This window comes from Rhodanobacter sp. DHB23 (genome assembly GCF_014842975.1).
GTDB lineage: Bacteria > Pseudomonadota > Gammaproteobacteria > Xanthomonadales > Rhodanobacteraceae > Rhodanobacter_A.
Genome location: NZ_JACYXK010000029.1, coordinates 525,660 through 546,815, shown reverse-complemented (window position 1 = coordinate 546,815; position 21,156 = coordinate 525,660). Strand labels below are relative to the sequence as shown.

24 protein-coding genes are annotated in these 21,156 nt (G+C 68.0%); 12 read left to right on the top strand and 12 right to left on the bottom strand.

Annotated elements, in window-relative coordinates; all coding sequences use genetic code 11:
• Positions 1-34 precede the first annotated feature (34 nt).
• The 8 genes from IHE47_RS17150 to IHE47_RS17115 all read right to left on the bottom strand — a co-directional run bounded on the left by IHE47_RS17150 (position 35) and on the right by IHE47_RS17115 (position 6,542).
• Positions 35-475 carry a hypothetical protein gene (locus tag IHE47_RS17150; RefSeq protein ID WP_192108110.1) on the bottom strand — a complete coding sequence of 147 codons (441 nt, stop codon included), beginning with the start codon at positions 473-475 and terminating at the stop codon, positions 35-37.
• A 191-nt stretch (positions 476-666) separates the two neighbouring features.
• Positions 667-1,281, bottom strand: coding sequence for a hypothetical protein (locus tag IHE47_RS17145; RefSeq protein ID WP_192108108.1), 615 nt, complete (start codon positions 1,279-1,281; stop codon positions 667-669).
• 124 nt (positions 1,282-1,405) lie between these two features.
• On the bottom strand, positions 1,406-2,746 hold the full coding sequence (gene hslU, locus IHE47_RS17140) for an ATP-dependent protease ATPase subunit HslU (RefSeq protein WP_192108107.1): 1,341 nt from the start codon (positions 2,744-2,746) through the stop codon (positions 1,406-1,408).
• Between the two features lie 155 nt (positions 2,747-2,901).
• Complete coding sequence (gene hslV, locus IHE47_RS17135) at positions 2,902-3,438, bottom strand: ATP-dependent protease subunit HslV (RefSeq protein WP_192108105.1); 537 nt, start codon at positions 3,436-3,438, stop codon at positions 2,902-2,904.
• 375 nt (positions 3,439-3,813) lie between these two features.
• Entirely contained in the window at positions 3,814-4,698 is an 885-nt protein-coding gene (xerC, locus tag IHE47_RS17130) for a tyrosine recombinase XerC (protein ID WP_192108103.1), read from the bottom strand.
• Positions 4,699-4,705: 7 nt separating this feature from the next.
• Positions 4,706-5,392: a DUF484 family protein gene (locus IHE47_RS17125; RefSeq protein ID WP_192108101.1), complete on the bottom strand. Its 687-nt coding sequence runs from the start codon at positions 5,390-5,392 to the stop codon at positions 4,706-4,708.
• Between the two features lie 85 nt (positions 5,393-5,477).
• Positions 5,478-6,311 carry a diaminopimelate epimerase gene (gene dapF / locus IHE47_RS17120; protein WP_192108100.1) on the bottom strand — a complete coding sequence of 278 codons (834 nt, stop codon included), beginning with the start codon at positions 6,309-6,311 and terminating at the stop codon, positions 5,478-5,480.
• A gap of 9 nt (positions 6,312-6,320) precedes the next feature.
• Positions 6,321-6,542 (bottom strand): lipoprotein, encoded by a 222-nt coding sequence (locus IHE47_RS17115; protein ID WP_192108097.1) that lies wholly within the window; start codon positions 6,540-6,542, stop codon positions 6,321-6,323.
• 89 nt (positions 6,543-6,631) lie between these two features.
• Between IHE47_RS17115 and IHE47_RS17110 the strand changes: the two genes are divergently transcribed.
• Both IHE47_RS17110 and IHE47_RS17105 read left to right on the top strand, forming a co-directional pair.
• Positions 6,632-7,312, top strand: a complete 681-nt coding sequence (locus tag IHE47_RS17110; protein WP_192108095.1) for a hypothetical protein — start codon at positions 6,632-6,634, stop codon at positions 7,310-7,312.
• Between the two features lie 126 nt (positions 7,313-7,438).
• On the top strand, positions 7,439-7,717 hold the full coding sequence (locus IHE47_RS17105; protein ID WP_192108093.1) for a hypothetical protein: 279 nt from the start codon (positions 7,439-7,441) through the stop codon (positions 7,715-7,717).
• 55 nt (positions 7,718-7,772) lie between these two features.
• On the opposite strand, the gene IHE47_RS17100 is transcribed toward IHE47_RS17105, so the two are convergent.
• Positions 7,773-8,234, bottom strand: a complete 462-nt coding sequence (locus tag IHE47_RS17100; RefSeq protein ID WP_192108091.1) for a GNAT family N-acetyltransferase — start codon at positions 8,232-8,234, stop codon at positions 7,773-7,775.
• Positions 8,235-8,438: 204 nt separating this feature from the next.
• Between IHE47_RS17100 and IHE47_RS17095 the strand changes: the two genes are divergently transcribed.
• Positions 8,439-9,923: a RimK family protein gene (locus IHE47_RS17095; RefSeq protein WP_192108089.1), complete on the top strand. Its 1,485-nt coding sequence runs from the start codon at positions 8,439-8,441 to the stop codon at positions 9,921-9,923.
• A 55-nt stretch (positions 9,924-9,978) separates the two neighbouring features.
• On the opposite strand, the gene IHE47_RS17090 is transcribed toward IHE47_RS17095, so the two are convergent.
• Positions 9,979-10,212, bottom strand: a complete 234-nt coding sequence (locus tag IHE47_RS17090; protein WP_192108087.1) for a hypothetical protein — start codon at positions 10,210-10,212, stop codon at positions 9,979-9,981.
• 141 nt (positions 10,213-10,353) lie between these two features.
• Between IHE47_RS17090 and aroE the strand changes: the two genes are divergently transcribed.
• The 3 genes from aroE to IHE47_RS17075 all read left to right on the top strand — a co-directional run bounded on the left by aroE (position 10,354) and on the right by IHE47_RS17075 (position 13,761).
• Positions 10,354-11,181 (top strand): shikimate dehydrogenase, encoded by an 828-nt coding sequence (gene aroE, locus IHE47_RS17085; protein WP_192108085.1) that lies wholly within the window; start codon positions 10,354-10,356, stop codon positions 11,179-11,181.
• A 213-nt stretch (positions 11,182-11,394) separates the two neighbouring features.
• Positions 11,395-13,116 (top strand): peptide-N4-asparagine amidase, encoded by a 1,722-nt coding sequence (locus IHE47_RS17080; RefSeq protein ID WP_225562039.1) that lies wholly within the window; start codon positions 11,395-11,397, stop codon positions 13,114-13,116.
• Between the two features lie 105 nt (positions 13,117-13,221).
• On the top strand, positions 13,222-13,761 hold the full coding sequence (locus IHE47_RS17075) for an energy transducer TonB (RefSeq protein WP_192108081.1): 540 nt from the start codon (positions 13,222-13,224) through the stop codon (positions 13,759-13,761).
• Between the two features lie 6 nt (positions 13,762-13,767).
• Here IHE47_RS17075 and IHE47_RS17070 read toward each other — a convergent pair whose 3' ends face one another.
• Positions 13,768-14,298, bottom strand: coding sequence for a gamma carbonic anhydrase family protein (locus IHE47_RS17070; RefSeq protein ID WP_192108079.1), 531 nt, complete (start codon positions 14,296-14,298; stop codon positions 13,768-13,770).
• Positions 14,299-14,548: 250 nt separating this feature from the next.
• On the opposite strand from IHE47_RS17070, the gene IHE47_RS17065 reads away from it, so the two are divergent.
• Complete coding sequence (locus IHE47_RS17065) at positions 14,549-16,612, top strand: M3 family metallopeptidase (protein WP_192108077.1); 2,064 nt, start codon at positions 14,549-14,551, stop codon at positions 16,610-16,612.
• 79 nt (positions 16,613-16,691) lie between these two features.
• On the opposite strand, the gene IHE47_RS17060 is transcribed toward IHE47_RS17065, so the two are convergent.
• On the bottom strand, positions 16,692-16,901 hold the full coding sequence (locus tag IHE47_RS17060; RefSeq protein WP_192108075.1) for a cold-shock protein: 210 nt from the start codon (positions 16,899-16,901) through the stop codon (positions 16,692-16,694).
• A 437-nt stretch (positions 16,902-17,338) separates the two neighbouring features.
• Here IHE47_RS17060 and xth point away from each other — a divergent pair, with 437 nt between their 5' ends.
• From xth to IHE47_RS17035, 5 genes are all read left to right on the top strand, one after another.
• Entirely contained in the window at positions 17,339-18,118 is a 780-nt protein-coding gene (xth, locus tag IHE47_RS17055) for an exodeoxyribonuclease III (protein ID WP_192108073.1), read from the top strand.
• Complete coding sequence (locus IHE47_RS17050) at positions 18,115-18,801, top strand: YecA family protein (protein WP_192108071.1); 687 nt, start codon at positions 18,115-18,117, stop codon at positions 18,799-18,801. The genes xth and IHE47_RS17050 overlap by 4 nt, the downstream gene beginning before the upstream one ends.
• A 27-nt stretch (positions 18,802-18,828) precedes the next feature.
• Positions 18,829-19,332 (top strand): DUF2199 domain-containing protein, encoded by a 504-nt coding sequence (locus IHE47_RS17045; RefSeq protein ID WP_192108069.1) that lies wholly within the window; start codon positions 18,829-18,831, stop codon positions 19,330-19,332.
• Between the two features lie 139 nt (positions 19,333-19,471).
• Positions 19,472-20,305 carry a pirin family protein gene (locus IHE47_RS17040; RefSeq protein ID WP_192108067.1) on the top strand — a complete coding sequence of 278 codons (834 nt, stop codon included), beginning with the start codon at positions 19,472-19,474 and terminating at the stop codon, positions 20,303-20,305.
• 361 nt (positions 20,306-20,666) lie between these two features.
• The gene (locus IHE47_RS17035) at positions 20,667-21,122 is read left to right on the top strand and encodes an SPFH domain-containing protein (RefSeq protein WP_192108065.1); all 456 of its coding nucleotides are present in this window, start codon (positions 20,667-20,669) and stop codon (positions 21,120-21,122) included.
• Positions 21,123-21,156 lie beyond the last annotated feature (34 nt).

The following is a 21,156-nucleotide window of genomic DNA, read 5'->3' as shown; positions in this document are numbered from 1 at the left end:
GCCGGGCCTGATGCCGTCGACATCGCCACTGGACTCAGTGGCTGTCGGGCGAGTCCTGGCCGGATTGCTGCTGGGCCTGGCGGTGTGCCTGCATGGCCTGCTGCAGCTGCGCGTATTGCTGTTGCTGGGTCGGCGTGAGCAGCGCCTGTATCTGGCTTTCGCTGTCCTGGTGGATGGCAAGCAGCTTTGCCCTGCGGTCGTGTTTCGACAGCGTGGTGTCGGCACGGACGGCGGAGACCTGTTGCTGGCGATTGCCGAAGATCGCGGCCAGTTTCGATTGCTGGTCGGCATCGAGGCCAAGCTTGTGCGCCAGTCGATGGGCCTGCTTCTGCGGATCGGGCAGGCGGTGTGGCGCCGCCGTCGCCTCGGATGCGGACGGCGAGCTGTCCTGTGCCGATACGGCGCCGGACGGCGCGGCCATCAGCAAGCCAAAGGCCAGGGCGCAGGCAGTCAGTCGCAATGGGATCGTGTGCATGAAAGGTCTCCGTGGCAGGCGTGGATCGCGCAGGGATGCGTCGCAGCGGTGTCGCCTGCCCGGTAACGGGGCTGGCGAGGGCGGGTTTACCTGCGAATCACGCCGGGGAGTCCGTGGGATTCGCCCGGGCGAAAACGAAAACGCCCGCCGGATCAGCGGCGGGCGTCGTCACTTCGGCCGGGGAGGCGGGTTCAGTGCATGTGGCCGATGCCCGCGTCGCCGGGCTCCAGCGCGGGGGCGGGGCCGGCCACGGTAAGCAGGGCCTGGGCGTAGCCGTCGCCGATGCTGAGCGTGGAGACTTCGTCCCAGGCGAAGAACGAGGCCTGGCGCATCCACTCCGCATCGGGGCTGAGTTCCTGCAGGTAGAAGCCGTCGTCGTCGGTGCTGGTGAGGTGGCCGATGTAGCAGACTTCCTCTTCTTCCTCGGTGTCCACGTGCACGCCGATCACCTGCGACATCTCACCCGCGGCCTGTACCGCGTCGCGGATCGTATCCAGCGGGAAGCCCTGCGGCAGGCGCGGGGCGATGCCCTTCAGGGCCAGCGCCTTGGCCATGAAGGCATGGTGACGCTCCGGCGATTCCAGCTCGGTGATGTCGCGGTGCCGCATCACGTAGATGCCGTCGTCGGTGATGCCGTCGCCGATCACCCACAGCAGCACGAACTCGTTGCCCACGCCGCCCACGTAGCCACAGAAGCTGCCGTGCTCCAACTCGGTGCGCCACAGGCGCACCATGGTCCGTTGTTCCTGTGCCTCGCGCAGCTGGGCGCGCAGGCCGTTGGTCTTGAACTCGAGAATCTTTGCCATGGGGAACATTTTAGCAGAGCGGTGGCAATGGCTTGTTCAAGGGATGTTGACGGGAAATTTCGTCGAATATGCAGACAAAATTCTTCATCTTTCGTAATTGGCGCGTTTTGGTCAAAATGACGCCTTACAGGATGTAGCGGCTCAGATCCTCGTTATGCACCAGCATGCCGAGGTTCTTGTCCACCTGTTCGGCGTCGATAAGGTATTTTTCGCCGGATTTGTCTGCAGCTTCATAGGAAATGCTTTCCAGCAGCCGCTCCATCACGGTGTGCAGGCGACGGGCGCCGATGTTTTCGGTGCGCTCGTTCACCTGGCAGGCCACTTCGGCCAGGCGGTCGATGCCGCTGTCGGTGAACTCCAGGCTCACGCCCTCGGTACCCAGCAGGGCCACGTACTGCTTGGTCAGCGCGTTGTGGGGCTCGCGCAGGATGCGCTTGAAGTCGTCCACCGACAGGGCGCTGAGCTCCACCCGGATCGGCAGGCGGCCCTGCAGTTCCGGGATCAGGTCGGAGGGCTTGGCCAGCGAGAACGCGCCCGAGGCGATGAACAGCATGTGGTCGGTCTTCAGCGGGCCGTACTTGGTGGAGACGGTGGAGCCTTCCACCAGCGGCAGCAGGTCGCGCTGCACGCCTTCGCGGCTGACGCCGGCGCCGCCCCATTCGGAACGCTGCGCCACCTTGTCGATCTCGTCGATGAAGACGATGCCGTTCTGCTCGGCGGCTTCCACCGCCTGCGCGCGGATCTCCTCGTCGTTGAGCAGCTTGCCGGCCTCCTCCTCGACCAGCAGCGGGCGCGCCAGCTTGATCGCCAGCTTGCGGTGCTGGGTCTTGGCGCCGCCGATGTTCTGGAACATCTGGCGCAGCTGCGCGCCCATCTCCTCCATGCCCGGCGGCGACATGATCTCGACGCCCACGTTCATGGCGAAATCCAACTCGATCTCGCGCTCGTCCAGCGCGCCCTCGCGCAGCTGCTTGCGCAGCTTCTGGCGGGTATCGCTGTCGATCGCCGGCGTGGCGGCCTGGTCGTGGCTCCAGTCGCTGGGGGTCTGCCGGCGCGGCAGCAGCGCATCGAGGATGCGGTCCTCGGCGCGGTCCTCGGCCTGCGAGCGCACGCGCTTGATCGCGTTGTCGCGGGTCAGCTTGTAGGCCACGTCGGCGAGGTCGCGGATGATGGATTCCACGTCTTTGCCCACGTAGCCCACCTCGGTGAACTTGGTCGCCTCCACCTTCACGAACGGCGCATTGGCCAGCGTGGCGAGGCGGCGTGCGATCTCGGTCTTGCCCACGCCGGTGGGCCCGATCATCAGGATGTTCTTCGGCGTGATCTCGTTGCGCATCTCGGGCTGGAGCTGCATGCGCCGCCAGCGGCTGCGCAGCGCCACTGCCACGGCGCGCTTGGCGTCGTGCTGGCCGATGATGTAGCGGTCGAGTTCGTTGACGATTTCGCGGGGGGTCAGTTCGGACATGGGGTCACCGGGAAGTTGAATCTTGCTGAGCCGTCATTCCGGCGAATGCCGGGTTTTCAACAGACGAATGTCTGGTCATCCAGTGCCTTTGGGACCAAGTCGCTGGATCCCGGCTTTCGCCGGGATGACGATGAAGGGCCTTGGGCGCGTTGCGCCTACAGCTCTTCGATCGTGGTGTTGTGGTTCGTATAGATGCAGATGTCGCCGGCGATCTTCAGCGCGCGCTCCACCACGCCGCGCGCATCGAGGTCGGTGTTTTCCATCAGCGCCAGCGCGGCGGATTGCGCATACGGGCCGCCGGAACCGATCGCGATCAGGCCATGCTCGGGTTCGAGCACGTCGCCGTTGCCGGAGATCAGCAGCGAGGCCTCCTTGTCGGCCACCGCCAGCATCGCCTCGAGGCGACCGAGGCGACGGTCGGTGCGCCATTCCTTGGCCATCTCCACCGCGGCGCGGGTGAGGTTGTTGCCGTGCTTGTCCAGCTTCTGCTCGAACAGCTCGAACAGGGTGAAGGCATCGGCGGTGGCGCCGGCGAAACCGGCCAGCACGTCGGCGTTGCGGCCGAGCCGGCGGATCTTGCGCGCGTTGGCCTTGGCCACGATGTTGCCCAGCGTGACCTGGCCGTCGCCGCCGATCACGACCTTGCCGTTGCGGCGCACGCTGACGATGGTGGTGGCGTGGAAGGATTCCATAAAAGCTCCAGAGTGGAGCGCACGAGATGGGGCCGGATTGCCGGGGCTTCAATGCGGGGCGAACCTGCTTGGCCCGTTTGCTCGCTCTCCCCGCCGGGGGCGAAGCCATGCTGCTTGCGAGCCATTGGCTCGCGCATGGCCGAGCGCCCGAGCGCTGGCGCGAGGGCCGGGGGTTGCTTGGCGAGGAACGAGCCTAGCAACGGGTTGGGGAGAGGGGCACTCTCGCGAAGGATCTTGTCGAAGCGAGCTTCGATGAAGGCTCCCGCGAGCACCCGCCCCTCATCCCAACCTTCCTCGCTCCTCAAAGCCGACGCCATCCATGGCGTCTCCCCGCGTGCTCCCCAAAGGGGAGAAGGGGCAAACGCAACAAGCGCGTTACTTTCTCCGAGCCCGCGGATGCGCCGCGTCATACACCTTCGCCAGGTGCTGGAAATCCAGGTGAGTGTAGATCTGCGTGGTGGCGATGTCGGCGTGGCCCAGCAGCTCCTGCACCGCGCGCAGGTCGCCGGAGGATTCCAGCATGTGGCTGGCGAAGGTGTGGCGCAGCAGGTGCGGATGCACATGCTTGGCGAAGCCGTTGGCGAGCGCGAGCTTGCGCAGCCGCACCTGCACGGTGCGCGGGTTGATGGCGGCGCCGCCGCGGCCGCGGAACACCGGCGATTCCGGCGCCTTGCCGGTGGTTTCGCCCAGCGCACGCAACGCGGCCACGGCGTGCCGGCCCACCGGCACGATGCGCATCTTGCGGCCCTTGCCCAGCACGCGCACTTCGCCGCCGTCGAGATCGAGGTCGCCCCAGCGCAGGCCGACCAGTTCGGACAGGCGCAGGCCGCTGGAATAGAACAGTTCCAGCATCGCGCGGTCGCGCGGGGCCAGCGCGCCGTCGCCGCCGGCTTCCACCAGCGTGCTGGCTTCGTCCACGTCCAGCACCACGGGCAGCTTGCGATGCACCTTGGGGCCGCGCACGCCGGCCAGCGGGTCGTGCGCCAGCGCGCCTTCGCGGGTCAGCTGGCGGAACAGGCTGCGGCAGGACGAAAGCAGGCGCTGCAGGCTTTTCGGCGAGAGGCCGGCGCGATGTTGCGTGGCCACGAACTGGCGCAGGCGGTTCGGCTCCAGGGCGTCGAAGCCGGCGATGCCCTGTGCTTCCATCCATGCGGTGAGCTTGGCGAGGTCGCGGCGATAGCCATCCACCGTATGCGGTGAAGCCTGTCGCTCGCCGGCGAGGCGGTCGAGCCAGGCTTCGACCTGTTGCGCGGGTGTCATGCGCCGCTCAGGCGATGTCCCGCGCCCGCGCCAGTGCGGCGGTGACGGTGGCGGCGATCATCTTGAGGAACAGCGTGCCCATGCCGGGCTGGAAGCGATCGGGGTCGTGGCTGCCGATGGCGAGGATGCCGGCGTTGCCCAGCGGTATCAGCGCCGTCGAGCGGATCGATGCCGCCTCGTCGCCGAACAGCTGCGCCAGCTTGTCGGGCGACAGGCGGCCGGAAACGGGCTCGTGCCGTTGCAGCAGCTCGGCCAGTTCGGGCAGCTCGGCGGCCCCGCCGCCCACCTGGCGCAGCCAGGCCGAACGCGGCAGGTCGGCGTGGCGGCCGAACAGCAGCAAGCGCACCTGCTCGGTGTGGAAATTCTCGTTGAGCTTGGCGATCACGGTGCGCGTGGTCACCTCCAGCGTGTTCGCGCGCAGCAGCGCCACGGTGAGCGCGTGCACGCGCTCCATCAGCTTTTCGTTGTCGGCGGCGATGGCGGTGAGCTCGGCGAGGCGGCGCTCCAGCTCCGCGTTCTTCTCGCGCAGTTGCTGCGACTGGTATGCGGCCAGCGAGGACACCGTGCCCTGCTCGCGCGGCATGGTGAGTTGCGCGGCCAGCTCGGGATAATCGGTGAGGAAGGAAGGGTGCCGCTTCAGGTAAGCCGCGACGGCGACGGCATCGATGGTGTCGTCGGACAAGGGGGCGTTCATGCGCGGTTTCCTGCTGCGGTCATGCGGCGAGTGTGCGATGGACGCGCGGTGGGATCAATCCGGTAGCCCGAGCGGCTTCTGCCGCTCAGGCTCCCGGCCATTCGCCTTCGAACGCGAACGCCGCCGGGCCGGTCATCCACAGCGTGTGGCCTGGACCCTGCCAGGCTATGCGCAGCGCGCCGCCGGGCAAGTCCACGCGCACCTGCCCGTCCACCTCGCCACGCTGGCGCAGGACCGCCATCGCCGCGCAGGCGCCGGTGCCGCAGGCGAGCGTCCAGCCCACGCCGCGTTCGTGCACGCGCAGTTTCAGGTGGTCGCGGGAAAGGCGTTCGACGAAGCCGGTGTTCGCGCCCTGGGCGAAACGCGGATGCGTGGTGAGCGCCGGGCCCAGCCGTTCCGCGGCACCGTCGGCCAGCCCGTCTGCCGGCACCACCGCATGCGGATTGCCCATCGATACCGCGCCGATCTCCAGCGTCGTGCCATCGACCTCGATCACGTAACGCATCGCTTCGTGTTCTGCCGCGAACGGAATCCGCGCCGGATCGAACCGCGGTTCGCCCATGTCCACGGTGACTTCGTGCGCGGAAAGCAGGCGTACCGCCACCGGGCCGGACGGGCTTTCCAGCCGGACAGGCTCGCCTGCCGCCAGCGCGCCGGCGCGATGCAGCCACGCCGCCACGCAGCGCACGCCGTTGCCGCACTGGCGCGCGGGCGAGCCGTCGGTGTTCCAGATGCCGTAGTAGAACGCGCAGGACGGATCGCGCGCCGGCTCGACGCTAAGCAACTGGTCGAAACCCACGCCGGTGCGGCGGTCCGCCAGCGCCCGGATGCCCGCTTCGTCCAGCGCGAACGGCGTGGCGCGGCAATCGAGCACGACGAAGTCGTTGCCCAGGCCGTGCATCTTGGAGAAGCGCAGCATCGGCGAAGCTCAGTGCGTGGCGCTGCTGCTGGCCGAGATGGGGGCGCTGCCCGTCGCCGTCGGGGCATCCGGCGCCGGGCCGGTGGCCGTGGCGGACGGTGCCGGTGCGGGCCTGGGCGGCACATGCACCGGCGGATTCGGATTGTTCGGCAGGTACAGCGGGCCCTTGTTGCCGCAGCCGGCGAGCATGGCGATGGCGAGGCAAAGCAGCGGCAGCAACGGACGGCGCATGGGCGTACACCTGTGGGAAACGTGATGCCGCAGTATAGCGAGCGCATCGCGGCGGCTTATCATGCGCGCCTTTCCCCACGGAAACCCCGATGAACCCGATCGAGCTGTTGCGCCTGCCCGCGACCGTGCTGCTGGTGCTCGCCGCGATCCTGCTGCTGGCCTGCCTGCTGCAACTGGTGATGCTGCGCCGCCGCCTCGATGCCGGTGCGCGCCTGGCCGCCGGCTGGCACGGGCTGCTGTGCGCGGTGTGCCTCGTGCTCAGCGTGCTGCTCGGCGTCGGCGGCTGGGCCTTGCGCGGCTATCGCCTGCTGGACGAGGAAACGCCGGTGGTGGAGATCGACGCGCACATCCTTTCGCCGCAGCGCTGGGCCGTCACCCTGGCCTGGCCCGACGGCGCCACGCGCCAGGTACAACTGGCCGGCGACGACTGGCGCGTGGAAGCCGTGGTGCTGAAGTGGAAACTGCTCGCCGGCCTGCCGCCGCTGTATCGCCTCGACCGCATCGACGGCCGCTACGACGACGCGACACAGGAGCAGTACGCGCCGCGCACCGTGGTGGCGCTCGGTTCCGCCGATGGTTTCGACCTGCTCGACCTGCACCGGCAATACCCGCGCGCGTTGCCGATGGTGGACGCGGTCTACGGCAGCGGCGCCTTCCTGCCGCTGGTCGACGGCGGCCACTACAGCCTGAGCCTTTCGGGTGCCGGCGCACTGGTGGCGCGACCGGATGCGGCCACCGAGCGGCGCATCGGTTCGCCGCTGGGCGGCTAGCGCCGGGGATCGGGCAAAGGCCGTCGCAGGAACTTGTACGGCGTCCGCGCTAGATTCGCCTCGCCACGGCGGCGCGACCTTGGCGGGCCGCCGTCCCGTGGCGTTCACTCAACCCGGGAGAGGCCCATGAACAAGCTCACGCAAGCCATCTTGACCGCCGCGCTGGCGGCCACCGCCGCCAGCGCCTTCGCCGCGCAGCCGGTGCGCGACGTCAGCGGCAGCCGCCATCCGAACATCGCCGCCGCGCAGAAGCTCACCGACAAGGCCTACCAGCGCATCGTCGCCGCGCAGCAGGCGAACGAATGGGACATGGACGGCCACGCGGCGAAGGCGAAGGACCTGCTCGACCAGGCCAACCGCGAGCTCAAGGCGGCGGCGGAAGCGGCGAACCAGAACCACAAGTAACGCCTGCACGGCCGGCACGCGGCCTCGTCGCGCTGGCGACGGGGCCGTGGCGCTTTCAGTCCAGCGGCTTTTCGTAGCGCCATCCGTCGGCGCCATCCTCGTAGTACTTCGCGAGCGCGCACAGGCGGCGGTAGCCAAGGCGCTCGTAGAGGCGGACCGCGCCGGTGTTGTCGGCGCGCACTTCCAGCCGCAATGCGCGGCAACGGCGCCGGCGCGCGAGTTGTTCCACGGCATCGAGCAGGGCCGAGCCCACGCCCTGGCCGCGCGTGGCATGGTGGGTGGCGATGGAGTACAACCGCGCCACGCCGCTGCGCTTGCGGAAGAACACCACGGCCGTGCCGAGGAAGCGATGCGGCCCGGTGCTGGCCACCAGCACCTTCGCGCTGTCGCTGTCGAGGTGACGACGGAACTGCGCGCGGCTCAACCGGTCGCTGGTGAAGCTGTGCTCTTCCAGCGCGACCAGGTCGTCGAGGTCGGAAAGCTCGGCGGAGCGGACGCGCACGTTGGTTGGCGGCATGTCGATGGATTCCCTTGATCGGACGCGCGCACGGCGGCAAGCCGGCGGACTGTAGTGGCCCGGCGACGCTGCGGCAATCGCGGCGGGTCGCATGCTTAGCAAGGATTCAGTGCCACGCCCCGGTGTGCGTTCGTGCTGTGCGACACTGCGCGCTCATCGCCTTGCCTGCAGGGCGCCCCTGCAATCGCAAGCCTGAGTGGTGACATGGCCCGTCTGGTCATCGTGGTCGAGAAAGCCTCCGACTGGGGCGTCTATTACCCGTCCGCCGACGTGGTGACCGCAGCGGACTACCTGCGCGAAACCGTCGGCGTCGACGACGAGCGCACCCACGTCATCAACCTCTGCCGCAGCTACAAGTACCTCGGTACCGGCTACTACGTGTCGCTGCTGGCCGAGGCGCGCGGGCACAAGGTGATGCCGTCGGTGCGCACGGTGAACGACCTGCGCCGCCGCTCGCTGTATGGCCTGGAGATCGAGGACCTCAACACCAAGCTCACCCGTTTCCTGCCCGCGGGCGGGCGCGACACCACCGACTTCGGCATCCTCGTCTACTTCGGGCAGACCTCGCAGCCGGCGCTGCAGGACCTGGCGCGGCAGGTGTTCGAAATGTTCCCCTGCCCGCTGCTGCGCATCGAGTTCGAGCGCGACCGCGTGTGGCAGACCAGCGCGATCAAGCCGGTGGGCCTGCACACGCTGGACGATGCGCAGGAAGACGCCTTCGCCGAGGAACTCGACCGCTTCAGCAAGAAGCTGTGGCGCAAGCCCAAGGCGCGCAAGCAGTTCCGCTACGACATCGCCATGCTGGTCGATCCGCACGAAGCCATGCCGCCGTCGAACAAGCGCGCGCAGAAGGCGTTCATCGCGGCCGGCAAGGAGCTGGGCATCGAAGTCGACCCCATCGGCAAGAACGACTACCAGCGCCTCGCCGAATACGACGGCCTGTTCATCCGCGAGACCACCGCCAGCGACAACCACACCTACCGCTTCGCGCACCGCGCGGAGAAGGAAGGCATGGTGGTGATCGACGATCCCACCTCGATCCTGCGCTGCACGAACAAGATCTTCCTCAACGACCTGATGGTGTCGCGCAAGCTCGCCGTGCCGCGCACCGAGATCCTCTACCGCGACGACGCGCGCGGCCTGCGGGACGTCGCGGGGAAACTCGGCTACCCGCTGGTGCTGAAGATTCCCGATGGCTCGTTCTCGCGCGGGGTGGTGAAGGTGGAGGACGAGACCGCGCTGGCCAGGGCCACCACGGAGCTGTTCCAGCACAGCGCGCTGCTGCTGGCGCAGGAATTCGTCTACACCGAATTCGACTGGCGCATCGGCGTGCTCAACGGCGAGCCCCTGTATGCCTGCAAATACTTCATGTCGCGCGGCCACTGGCAGATCTACAACCATGGCGCCAAGGGCGCGTCGAGGACCGGCGAGTCGGAGACCCTGCCCATCGGAAACGCCCCATCCGACGTGGTGAAGCTGGCGCTCAAGGCCACCCAGGCCGTGGGCAACGGCTTCTACGGCGTGGACATCAAGCGCGTGGGGGACAAGCCGGTGGTGATCGAGGTGAACGACAATCCTTCCATCGACGCCGGCGTCGAGGACGAGTGCCTCGGCGACGAGCTGTACCTCAGCGTTATGCGCGAATTCCTGCGCCGTATGGAACGCAAGCGGCAGGGCGTCGGCGCCTGAGGTGCACCGGGCGCCGCTTCCCTGCGGCGACGGGCCCTTCCACTGCCAGATGGAATCAATGGCGCCGCGCGCGTCGCAGCGTGAGCAGCGCGCGCGGCAGGCCGGGTTCGAGGATCAGCAACAGCGTCAGTGGCGCTGCGGACAGCCAAAGCAACGGCGCCCAGCCCAGCAGCGCGTTATGCGCCGGCACCAGGGTGGTCAGGAGCAACGTGCTGCCGACGGCGAGCCACGACAGGGCGATGGCCAGCAGGTGTTCGTGGCGGTGGCGGTCGATGGTGGCGATGCGCATGGCGGTTTCCTCGCGGCGATGGATGCAGCATGCCGGCGGCGCATCTCACGGCTTGCGACTGCTGGAAATTCCCGCTCCCCCGACCCTCTCCCGCAAGCGGGAGAGCGGAGTCAGAATGGCCGTCCATTCCAGGAGCATTGCATGAGCCAGCCTTTCCAGTTCGCCGTGTTCGGTCATCCGATCGCGCATTCGCTGTCGCCGCGCATCCACCAGGGTTTCGCGCGGCAGTTCGGCATCGCGTTGGAGTACCGCACCATCGACGCGGCGCCGGAGGCTTTCGCCGAAGCGGTGCGCGCGTTCTTCGCCGCGGGTGGCGTCGGCGCCAATGTCACCCTGCCGCACAAGGGCGCGGCCTTCGCGCTGGCAGACGAGCGCAGCGTGGCGGCCACGCGCGCCGGCACGGCGAACGTGCTCACCCGCCTGCCCGACGGCCGGCTGGCCGCGCACAACACCGACGGCGCCGGCCTGGTGCGGGACCTCACCGAACGCCACCGCGCGGACCTGCGCGGCCACGACGCGCTGCTGCTGGGCGCCGGCGGCGCGGCGCGCGCGGTGGCGTGGTCGCTGCTGGATGCGGGCGTGCAGACGCTCACCATCGTCAACCGCACGCCGGAAACCGCCGATGCGCTGGCCGACGCGATCGGCGAACCGGCACGCGTGCATACCCGCTACTGGGACGACCTCGCCGACCTCGGCAGCTACGACCTGATCCTCAACGCCACCTCGGCCGGCGTGCTGGGCAGCGGGCTGAAACTGCCGATGTCGCTGGTCGGCGCGCGCGCGCTTTGCTACGACCTCGCCTACGGCACGGCGGCGATCGATTTCGTCGCCTGGGCGAAGGCCGCCGGTGCGCGCCACGCCTGGGATGGCCTCGGCATGCTGGTCGAACAGGCGGCCGAGGCATTTGAGCTGTGGCATGGCCGGCGGCCCGACACCGAGCCGGTGTACCAGTCGCTGCGCGCCGGCTGAGCGCTTCTTTTGCCCGTCATTCCGGCTTTCGCCGGAATGACGAGCCAGGCTTCCTGAAGCGCCGCAAGAAAACACGTGGCCGGATTTGACCCCGTCTAAAAATCCCGGTGCCAGCATCGTCGATGCAGGGGGTGGCAGGGCTTGTCCAGGACCACGCGATGGTTGCCGGCAGGCCCGCAAGCGAGGGGAAACAGCATGCTGCGGATGGGAATGTTGAGTCGTTGCCTGGCCATCGCCGGGCTGTCGTGGTTTGCCAGCAACGCATTCGCCGCCACCGGCGGCAATCCGGTCGGTTCGACCAATGTGACCACCGCCGACCCGGCGGTGCCGCGCCCGCCGGGCACGCCCTGCGTGGTGCAACTGTTCCAGAACGACGTGTTCAACGATTTCGGCACCCGCCCCTACAGCTACACGCCGCCTGCCGGTTGCGGCACGAAGTGGGCCAAGGTGGTGCTGGAGGCGGATTTCTCGGTGACCGCGGGCGTGCAGTACGACCGCACCGCCTCGATCTGGCTGGGCGGCGTGAACCTGTTCTTCGGCACCACCGAAGAGCCTTCGTCCACGGTGGCGCCGAGCTGGCACGTGGAGCGCGACCTCACCGACTACAGCGCGCTGTTGCAGAACGCGGGCCAGGGCCAGGCGATCCTGTGGAACCTGGTGGACAGCACCTATACCGGCGTGATCAACGGCAGCGCGAAGCTGCTGTTCTATCCGGCCTCGGCACGCGCACCCGCACCGCGCGTGCCCGACCAGGTGATTCCGCTGGGCAGCGACCCGGTGGGCAGCGTCACCAACCTGTCCTCCTCCACTGACCAGTTGTCGAAGACGCTGGCCCTGCCGCGCAACGTGGAACACGCCTACCTCGACGTGTTCGCGCAAAGCCAGAACGCCGACGAGTTCTGGTACACCTGCGTGCCCGACCAGTACGCCGTCGCGGTGAACGATTGCGGCGGCGGCAATTTCCGCGAGGCCGAGGTGAGCATCGACGGCCAGCCCGCAGGCGTGGCGCCGGTGTATCCGTGGATCTTCACCGGCGGCATCGATCCCTTCCTGTGGCGGCCGGTCACCGGCGTGCAGACGCTGAACTTCATGCCGTACCGCGTCGACCTCAGCCCGTTCGCGGGCGTGCTCAGTGACGGCGCGCAGCACACGGTGGCCTTGAGCGTGGCCGGCGCGAACAACTACTTCTCCACCGCCGCTACCCTGCTGGTGTACCAGGACAGCCACAGCAAGCAGGTCACCGGCAGCGTGACGCGCAACACCCTGGCCGGCCAGTCGCCCACGTCCACCATCAGCAGCACGCTGGACAGCACCGGCAACGGCGACATCACCACCCGGCTCTCGCGCCACTTCGTGATCCAGGGCTACGCCAACACCTCGCACGGCCGCGTGCAGAACACGGTGGACCAGACCGTGGGCTTCAGCAACGCGCAGGCCTTCACCAACAACGCGACCGCCTACGTGCAGGTCATCGACCAGCACACCTCGATGGACGGCACCAGCAGCAGCAGCGATGGCACCTCGTACACGCAACACGTGCGCTATCCCTTCCACCTCGACTACAACGAACAGGTTGCCGCGGATGGCAGCGCGACCGTGGCTACCACGGTGAAGCAGGGTTACCGGCTGGACCGCGCCAGCGGGTTCTACGGCTTCCCGCTGTATGCGGACAAGGTGGAGAACACGGTAAACAGCGCCGACACGCTGGACTTCGACGCCAGCGGCAACTTCACCGGTCATACCGGCCAAGCCAGTTCGCAGACGTTTGCGTTCCGCGATTCGCTGGGCAGCTGCTACCGCGCCGACGTGGCGTCGGCATCGGGCGCAGTGACGGCGTATGGCACCGGCAAGGGTTGCCCCGGTGGGCAGAACGGCGTGTCCTGGTTCAGCCATCCGGACGGTTCGCCTTGGCAGGGCGATACGCCCGGCTGGTGAGCGCGCGAGTCATCACGTTGACATGATGCGCCGCTAGCTTGCCGTCAACGTCGCGGCCGTTCTTCGGGACGGCCGCGACCGCGGTTCCGGTCAGGCACGGGTGTCATGCAAAATCTCGCTTCGTTCTTCTCGCGCCGCCCGGTCTGGCTGGGCGGCGTTCTGCTCTTGATGCTGGCCGGCGGCGGCTGGTGGCATTGGAATGCCCGTGCCGCCACGGCGTCGTCGCCCGACGACAACGGCGTGCACATCCTGCTCGGCCTTGCCGCCGACGCGCGGCACGACGGCCGACGCGTGGCGCCGGTGGGCAGCAATGCGTTCGAGTTCTACTTCAGCGTGCTGCAGCTCGAACCGGGCAACCGCACCGCGCTGGGTGCGCTGCGCGACCTGTTCAAGCCGGCCTGCGAGGATGTCGAGCACACCATCGCCGCGGGTGACCTCGACGAGGCGCAGCGCGAGCTGCAGCTGCTGCGCGCCTACGATGCCGGCAACTACAGGTACGACCCCGCGCACGACGAGCTGAATGCCAGCGACTACAAACTCGCCCTGCTCGGCGGCTACCTCGATGCCCAGCGGGCGCTGCTGGGCCGCAAGCATGCCGAGCAAGCCGCGGCGATGGCCGCACGGCAGGCGCCGGCTTTGCAGTGAGGTCGTTCAGCCGGCGAGGTAATCGTCCTTCACCCGCACGTAGTGCGCGGCGGAGTAGATCAGCTGCTCGACCTGCGCGTTGCTGAGCACACGCACGAACTTCGCCGGGTTGCCCAGCCACAGCTCGCGTTCGCCCACCACCTTGCCCGGCGGGACCAGCGCGCCGGCGCCGACGAAGGCATGCCTTTTCACCACCGCGCCGTCGAGCACGCTGGCGTGCATGCCGATCAGGCAGCCGTCCTCGATGGTGCAGGCATGCACCACCGCGGCATGGCCGATGGTGACGTCAGCGCCGATCAGGCAGGGGTAGCCCGGGCCATAGGGGCCGGCGTGCGCCACGTGCACGATCGCGCCGTCCTGGATGTTCGTGCGCGCGCCCACGCGGATGTGGTTCACGTCGCCGCGCAGTACCGTGCCGGGCCAGAGCGACACGTCGTCGCCCAGTATCACGTCGCCGATCACGGTGGCGGCGGGGTCGATGTAGACGCGTTCGCCGAGGACAGGGACGATGCCCTTGTAGCTGCGCAGGCTGTTCATGCGCGCATTGTAGGGAACACCGGATGGCCCCGCTCCCCGCTCGTCATCCCGGCGCAGGCCGGGATCCAGCAACGGCATGGTTCGAACGAGCGGGATCGCCACTGGATGACTCGCTGCGCTCGCCCCTTCGGGGCCGCCCTTCAGGCATCCTGCGCGCTTCGCGCTTGTCCGGCCTGCGCCGGAGTGGCCAACGAGGTGGCTTGCTTTCGCCCCTCCCGCTCGCCACGCTTTGCGTCGAAAAGGAGCCGCCATGAACCAAGACAACCCGCTGCTGGCCGACGACACGCTGCCGGCGTTTTCCCGCATCCGCCCCGAGCATATCGCGCCGGCCATCGCCGAGATCCTCGCCGCCGACGATGCGGCGATCGCCGAGCTCACCGCCCCCGGCGCCCCGCGTGACTTCGCCCACGTGATGCTGGCGCAGGAGCGCCTGGGCCAGCGCCTTGCACGCGCCTGGGCGCCGGTGTCGCACCTGCATTCGGTGGTCGACGGCCCAGCGTTGCGCGAGGCCTATGGCCCGGCCGAGGAGAAACTCACCGAGCATGCGATCGCGCAGGGCCAGAATCGCGATCTGTATGCCGCCGTGCAGGCGGTGGCCGATGCGCCGGCTTTCGCCACGCTACCGCGCCCCGAACGCGTGCTGGTGGAACACGCACTGCGCGACTTCAGGCTTTCCGGCGTGTCGCTGGAAGAACCCGCGCGCACGCGCTTCCGCGAGATTGGCGTGGAGTTGTCGAAGCTTTCCACCGAGTTCTCCAACGCGGTGCTGGACGCCACCGACGCCTGGCACGAGCACGTCACCGACGAGCGCGACCTCGCCGGCATCCCCGAATCCGGCCTTGCGGTGCTGCGCCAGTACGCCAGGGAGCAGGAGCTGGACGGCTACCTGGTCACGCTGAAGCAACCCAGCGTGCAGGCCGTACTCACCTACGCCGACAACCGCGGCCTGCGCGAGCGCGTGTACTGGGCCTACCAGACGCGCGCATCCGACCAGGGGCCGCACGCCGGCAAGTACGACAACTCCGCGCGCATCGAGCAGATCATGGCGCTGCGCCACGAGGCCGCGCAGCTGCTCGGCTTCGCCAACGCGGCGGAGGAATCGCTGGCCACCAAGATGGCCGGCTCGCCGGCCGGGGTGATGGAGTTCCTGCACGACCTCGCGGTACGCGCGAAGCCGGTGGCGCAGCGCGAGCTGGCCACGCTGCGCCAGTTCGCGCACGAGGAACTCGAGCTGGACAACCTGGAATCCTGGGACGTCGGCTACGCCTCCGAGAAGCTGCGCCAGAAGAACTACGAACTGGACGAGGAACAGCTCAAGCCCTACTTCCCGCTGCCCGCGGTGATGGACGGCCTGTGGGCGATCACGCACAAGCTCTACGGCATCACGCTTGCCCAACGCGAAGGCGTCGACGTGTGGCATCCCGACGTGCGCTACTACGACGTGAAGGATGCCGACGGCCGCGTGTTCGCCGGCGCCTACGTCGACCTCTACGCGCGCAACGGCAAGCGCGGCGGCGCGTGGATGGACGTCTGCCGCGCCCGCTTCGACGACGGCGAGGCGAAGCAGTTGCCGGTGGCCTTCCTCACTTGCAACTTCGCGCCGCCCACCGAAGGCCGTCCCGCGCTGCTCACCCACGACGACGTGCTGACCCTGTTCCACGAATTCGGCCACGGCCTGCACCACCTGCTCACCGAAATCGCCCTGCCCTCGATCGGCGGCATCGACGGCGTGGAATGGGACGCGGTGGAACTGCCCAGCCAGTTCATGGAGAACTTCGGCTGGAACCGCGAGGCGCTGGACCTGTTCGCGCGCCACTGGCAGACCGGCGAAGCGCTGCCGGAGGAACTGTTCCAGCGCATGCTTGCGGCGCGGCACTTCCACGCGGGCCTGTTCCTGGTGCGCCAGCTGGAGTTCGCGCTGTTCGACTTCAGCCTGCACCTCGGCTACGACCCCGCCGAAGGCGCGCGCGCGCTGGCCGTGCTCGAACAGGCGCGCAAACAGGTGGCGGTGCTGCACCCGCCGGCGTGGCAGCGCTTCCCGCATGCGTTCTCGCACATCTTCGCGGGCGGCTACGCGGCGGGTTACTACAGCTACCTGTGGGCCGAGCTGCTCAGCGCCGACGCGTTCGGCGCGTTCGAGGATGCGTCGAAACTCGGCGGCAGCGTGATCGATCCCGACACCGGTGCGCGCTTCCGCCGCGAAGTGCTCTCCGTGGGCGCCAGCCGCCCCGCGCTGGAAAGCTTCGTCGCTTTCCGTGGCCGCAAACCGGAGCCGGAAGCCCTGCTGCGCAGCCACGGCCTGCTACCCGTTTGATTCTCGCGATCAGGGATGATCGCAAAAAGAAAAAGCCCGCCTTGCGGCGGGCTTTCCTAGGCGGCGGAGTGCAGAAGGCTCAGGCCTTCTGCACTTCCTCGGCCTGCAGGCCCTTCGGGCCCTTGGTGACGACGAAAGTGACGCGCTGGCCTTCCTGCAGCGACTTGAAGCCGTTGCCCTGGATCGCGCGGAAATGCACGAACAGGTCTTCACCGCTTTCCGGCGTGATGAAGCCGAAGCCCTTGGCATCGTTGAACCACTTGACCGTACCGCTCTGACGTTCCGACATGACACATACCTTTGAAACATGAATGAATCGCGGCCGGACGAGTGCGCCTGGCCGCAACATGGAGCAGGAAATCCGAGTCCTCCCCGGCCCTTGCCGTCGCGAGCATACATGGAAAACGCCCGTGGTGACGGCTTCGGCGCCCGCCGGTTCAGCCGCGAGGCATCCCTTGGGCCTGCCCAGGGGTCTCCAGGCGCCCCGCGCCGGGAGCTGTTTGCGTGCCGCCAAGGTGGGACGAAGGCACCCGGGGAGAGTCCATGGATGGACTCGGTCATGAGGGGCGGGGAGTGGGCATCCGTCCACGACGGGGTGGTGACGCCGGCATGCGGGCGAACAGGCGCCACCCAGCGGATTGCCCTGCCCTGGCCGCCGGCCAACCGATGCCGCCCGGTGGCAACCCGGGTGTTTGGAGATCATGGACAGGCTCTTACAATGCCTGCATGAAGATCGCCTCGTGGAACGTGAACTCGCTGAAGGTGCGCCTGCCGCAGCTTCTGCAGTGGCTGGCGGACGCGCGGCCGGACATCGTGGCGCTGCAGGAAACCAAGCTGGAGGACGCGAAGTTTCCGGTCGCCGAGCTCGCCGCGGCGGGTTATCGCGCGGTGTTCTCCGGGCAGAAGACCTACAACGGCGTGGCCCTCCTTGCGCGCGCGGAACTGGGCGATTTCGCCGACGTGGTCACCGACATCCCGGGGCTGGACGACCCGCAGCGGCGCATCCTCGCCGCCAGCATCGGTGGCTTGCGCGTCGTCGATCTCTACGTGGTCAACGGCAAGGCGGTTGGCGACGAGAAGTATGCCTACAAGCTGCACTGGCTGGCGCGCGTGCACGCGTTCCTCGCGGGCGAGATCGCACGCGACCCGAAGCTGGTGGTGCTGGGTGACTTCAACATCGCACCCGACGACCGCGACGTGCACGATCCCGTGGCATGGGGCGAGGACATCCTCTGCTCGCCGCCCGAGCGCGCGGCGCTCAAGGCGATCACCGACCTCGGGCTGCACGACAGCTTCCGGCTGTTCCAGTCCGAAGGCGGCCACTTCAGCTGGTGGGACTACCGACAGGCCGCGTTCCGGCGCAACATGGGCCTGCGCATCGACCTGATCCTGCTCGGCGAAGCCCTGAAACCCGCCGCCGTCGCCGCGGCGATCGATCGCGAACCGCGCCGCTGGGAACGACCGTCCGACCACACGCCGGTGACGCTGGAACTGGATACGCAATGACTACAAGCAAGACCGACTGGCCCAGCTCGCTCGCCGACGAGGAACTCGACGAGCTGGATCGCTACCTGCGCGCCCACGTGCAGGAGGGCGACGGCCGCCTGCTGCTGGACGGCGTGCACGGCCTGCTCAGCGCGCTGGCGGTCGGCCCCTTGCAGGTGCTGCCGGACGAATGGCTGCCCGAAGTGCTGCATGAACCCTTCGCCGACGAGGCCGAGGGCAACCGCGTGCTGGCGCTGCTGGCCAAGCTCAACGACTCGATCAGCGCCGAACTCGACGTGGACGCCTACGAGCCCATCCTCGGCGAGATCGATACCGACACCGGCCCGGCGCTGTCGGCCGCCGGCTGGTGCGAAGGGTTCAGCCGCGGCATCGACCTGCGCGCCGCGCTGTGGGAAAGCCGCCTCGCCGACGACCCGCAGCTGATGGAACTGCTCGGCCCCGTGATGGCGCTGGCGGTGGACGACGGCGTGCTCAGCGCCGAGGCCGAGTTCGAGAAACTCAGCGAGGAGGAATACGACGACTGCCTGGCGCAGATCCCCGCCGTGCTCGACGCCGTGGGCCAGTACTGGCAGGCCAAGCCGGTCAGCGAGGCCGAGCTGGAAGCGATGGTGCAGCGGCACAGTGAACCGGAAGTCCACGAGGGTGCGGCGCCGCGCCATCGCAGCGGGCATTGGGTGCACTGAAATCCCGGCACGGATCGCAGCCTGCCAATGACGACATCCTTCCTGTGCCGGACCTGTGGCGAAACCCACGAAGGGTTACCCACCGATTACGCCTGGAAACTTCCTGACGAGGTGTGGGCCATTCCCGAGCCGGATCGGGCGCAGCAGGCTCGTTGGGACGCAGATTGCTGCCAGTTGGGCGAGCGTTGTTTCATCCGCTGCGTTCTGCGCATTCCTTTCCAGTCGCGCACTGGCAGCTATGGCTGGGGAATCTGGGTCGAAGTGTCCGAGCGGGACTTTTACCGTTACGTCGAGCTGTACTCGGAGGATGCACGTTCGGAGCCGCCCATCGACGGCATCGTGGCCAACGGGATTCCATGCCATGACGGCTCGTTGGGTCTGGCGGTGTCGGTCCAGTTTGGTACGGCCCAGCATCGACCAACAGTCATTGCTTCACCGGATGGTGGCCACTCGCTCGCCATCGAGCAGAAGCAAGGCATGTCGAACGAGCGTTACCACGAGGTATTGGTGGCCACAGGAGCCATCCGGTAGCCGGTAGCAAAAAAGCAGGCGGGGGTATCTCACGAGGCGTTTCTACCGCTTTCCGCGAACAATCCGTTCCCGCCGCGACGCTTGGATAACGCACGTCGCGCGCGCATCTTGGCGGCATTCCTTCCATCGGAGCATTGCCATGAGCGAACGACGCATCCTCCGCCGCATCCGCGGCATCGACACCGCCGACGGCGCGGGCGTGAAGCTGAAGCGCATCATCGGCCAGCCCGGGCTGGACATGCTCGACCCCTTCCTGCTGCTGGACGAGTTCCGCTCCGACAGCGCCGACGACTACATCGCCGGCTTCCCCGAGCACCCGCACCGCGGCTTCGAGACGGTCACCTACATGCTGGCCGGCCACATGCAGCATGGCGACAACCACGGCAACCGCGGCGACCTCGTTCCCGGCAGCGTGCAATGGATGACCGCCGGCCGCGGCATCCTGCATTCGGAAATGCCGCAGCAGGAAAACGGCCTGATGTGGGGCTTCCAGTTGTGGGTGAACCTGCCTGCCAGCGACAAGATGACCGCGCCGCGTTACCAGGACATCGGTCCGGAGCGCATCCCCGTGGTGCATCCGGCCGACGGCGTGACGGTGAAGGTGATCGCTGGTGAGCTGGCCGACGCCACCGGGCCGGTGGCCGGCATCGTCACCGCGCCGGTGTACCTGGACATCGCGGTCGAGCCGGGTGCGCAGGTGGAGATTCCGCTGCCGGCCGGCCACCACGCCTTCGCCTACGTGTTCGAAGGCACCGACGCGCAGGTGGCTGGCGACAAGCTCGCGCGCAGCGAGTTGGCGGTGCTGTCGACGGGCGAGAGCGTGCGCATCGGCGGCAGCGAGGCGCCGGCGCGCGTGCTGCTGGTCGCGGGCCGGCCGCTGGGCGAATCGGTGGCGCGCTATGGGCCGTTCGTGATGAACACGCCCGAACAGATCCACGAGGCCATCGCCGACTTCCGCGCCGGCAAGTTCTGACGCACCGCGTCCGCAATTGCCCCGGCCATGCTGGCCGGGGCTTGGCCGTGCGTGACGCACATGGCCGCGGCGACCGGTGCGCCGCGATGAAAAGTGGACCGGCGGGCCTGCAATGTGTGATCGCCAGCCCAGCTGCGCGTCATCCCGGTTGGTGCGTGCCTCCGATGGCATCCACTGGTACGGCTGATGCTTACCCTTCAGCAAAGTCAGCCGGTGCCGACAAAAGTCGCGGATTCAGGGGCTTGCAAGTTACTCGGCATGGGCGTTAAATAAAAATTAAGCTTCAAGCTTCAACTGGCTGTATCATCAACTTCCAGTCAAAGCGCAACAATACACCCATAACTCACTGATTTTCCTTGCCATGTCTGCCCTGATTCTCGCCGCCATCTGCCTGTCCTCGCTCGCCATCCTCGCGGTGAAGCGCGTGCCGGCCGGACAGGTCTGCAGCCTCTACCGCCGCGGCAAGCCGGTGCGCCTGCTGCAGCCGGGAATCCATCTGGTGCTGCCGTTGCTGGACCGGGTGGGGCATCGCATCGACCTCGGTGGTCGCGTACTGCGTTTCGAGGAACCAATGGTCGACGCGGGCGACGTGCGCGGCACGGTGTACTGGCAGGTGCTGGAGCCCGAGCGCGCCGATGCGGTGATCGAGCAGGCCGACCAGCTGATCCGCCGCGGTGCGCTGGAAGCGCTGCAGGGTAAGGTCGAGGCGGCCGCCGACCAACGCGCGCTGGGCCAGCAGCTCAAGCAGAGCCTCAACGGCATGCTGCGCCCGCGTGGCGTGATGGTGACCCGCGTGGAACTGGATCTCGCCGCCTGAATCCGATGCCATACCGCGCAGGGCCGCCCGAGAG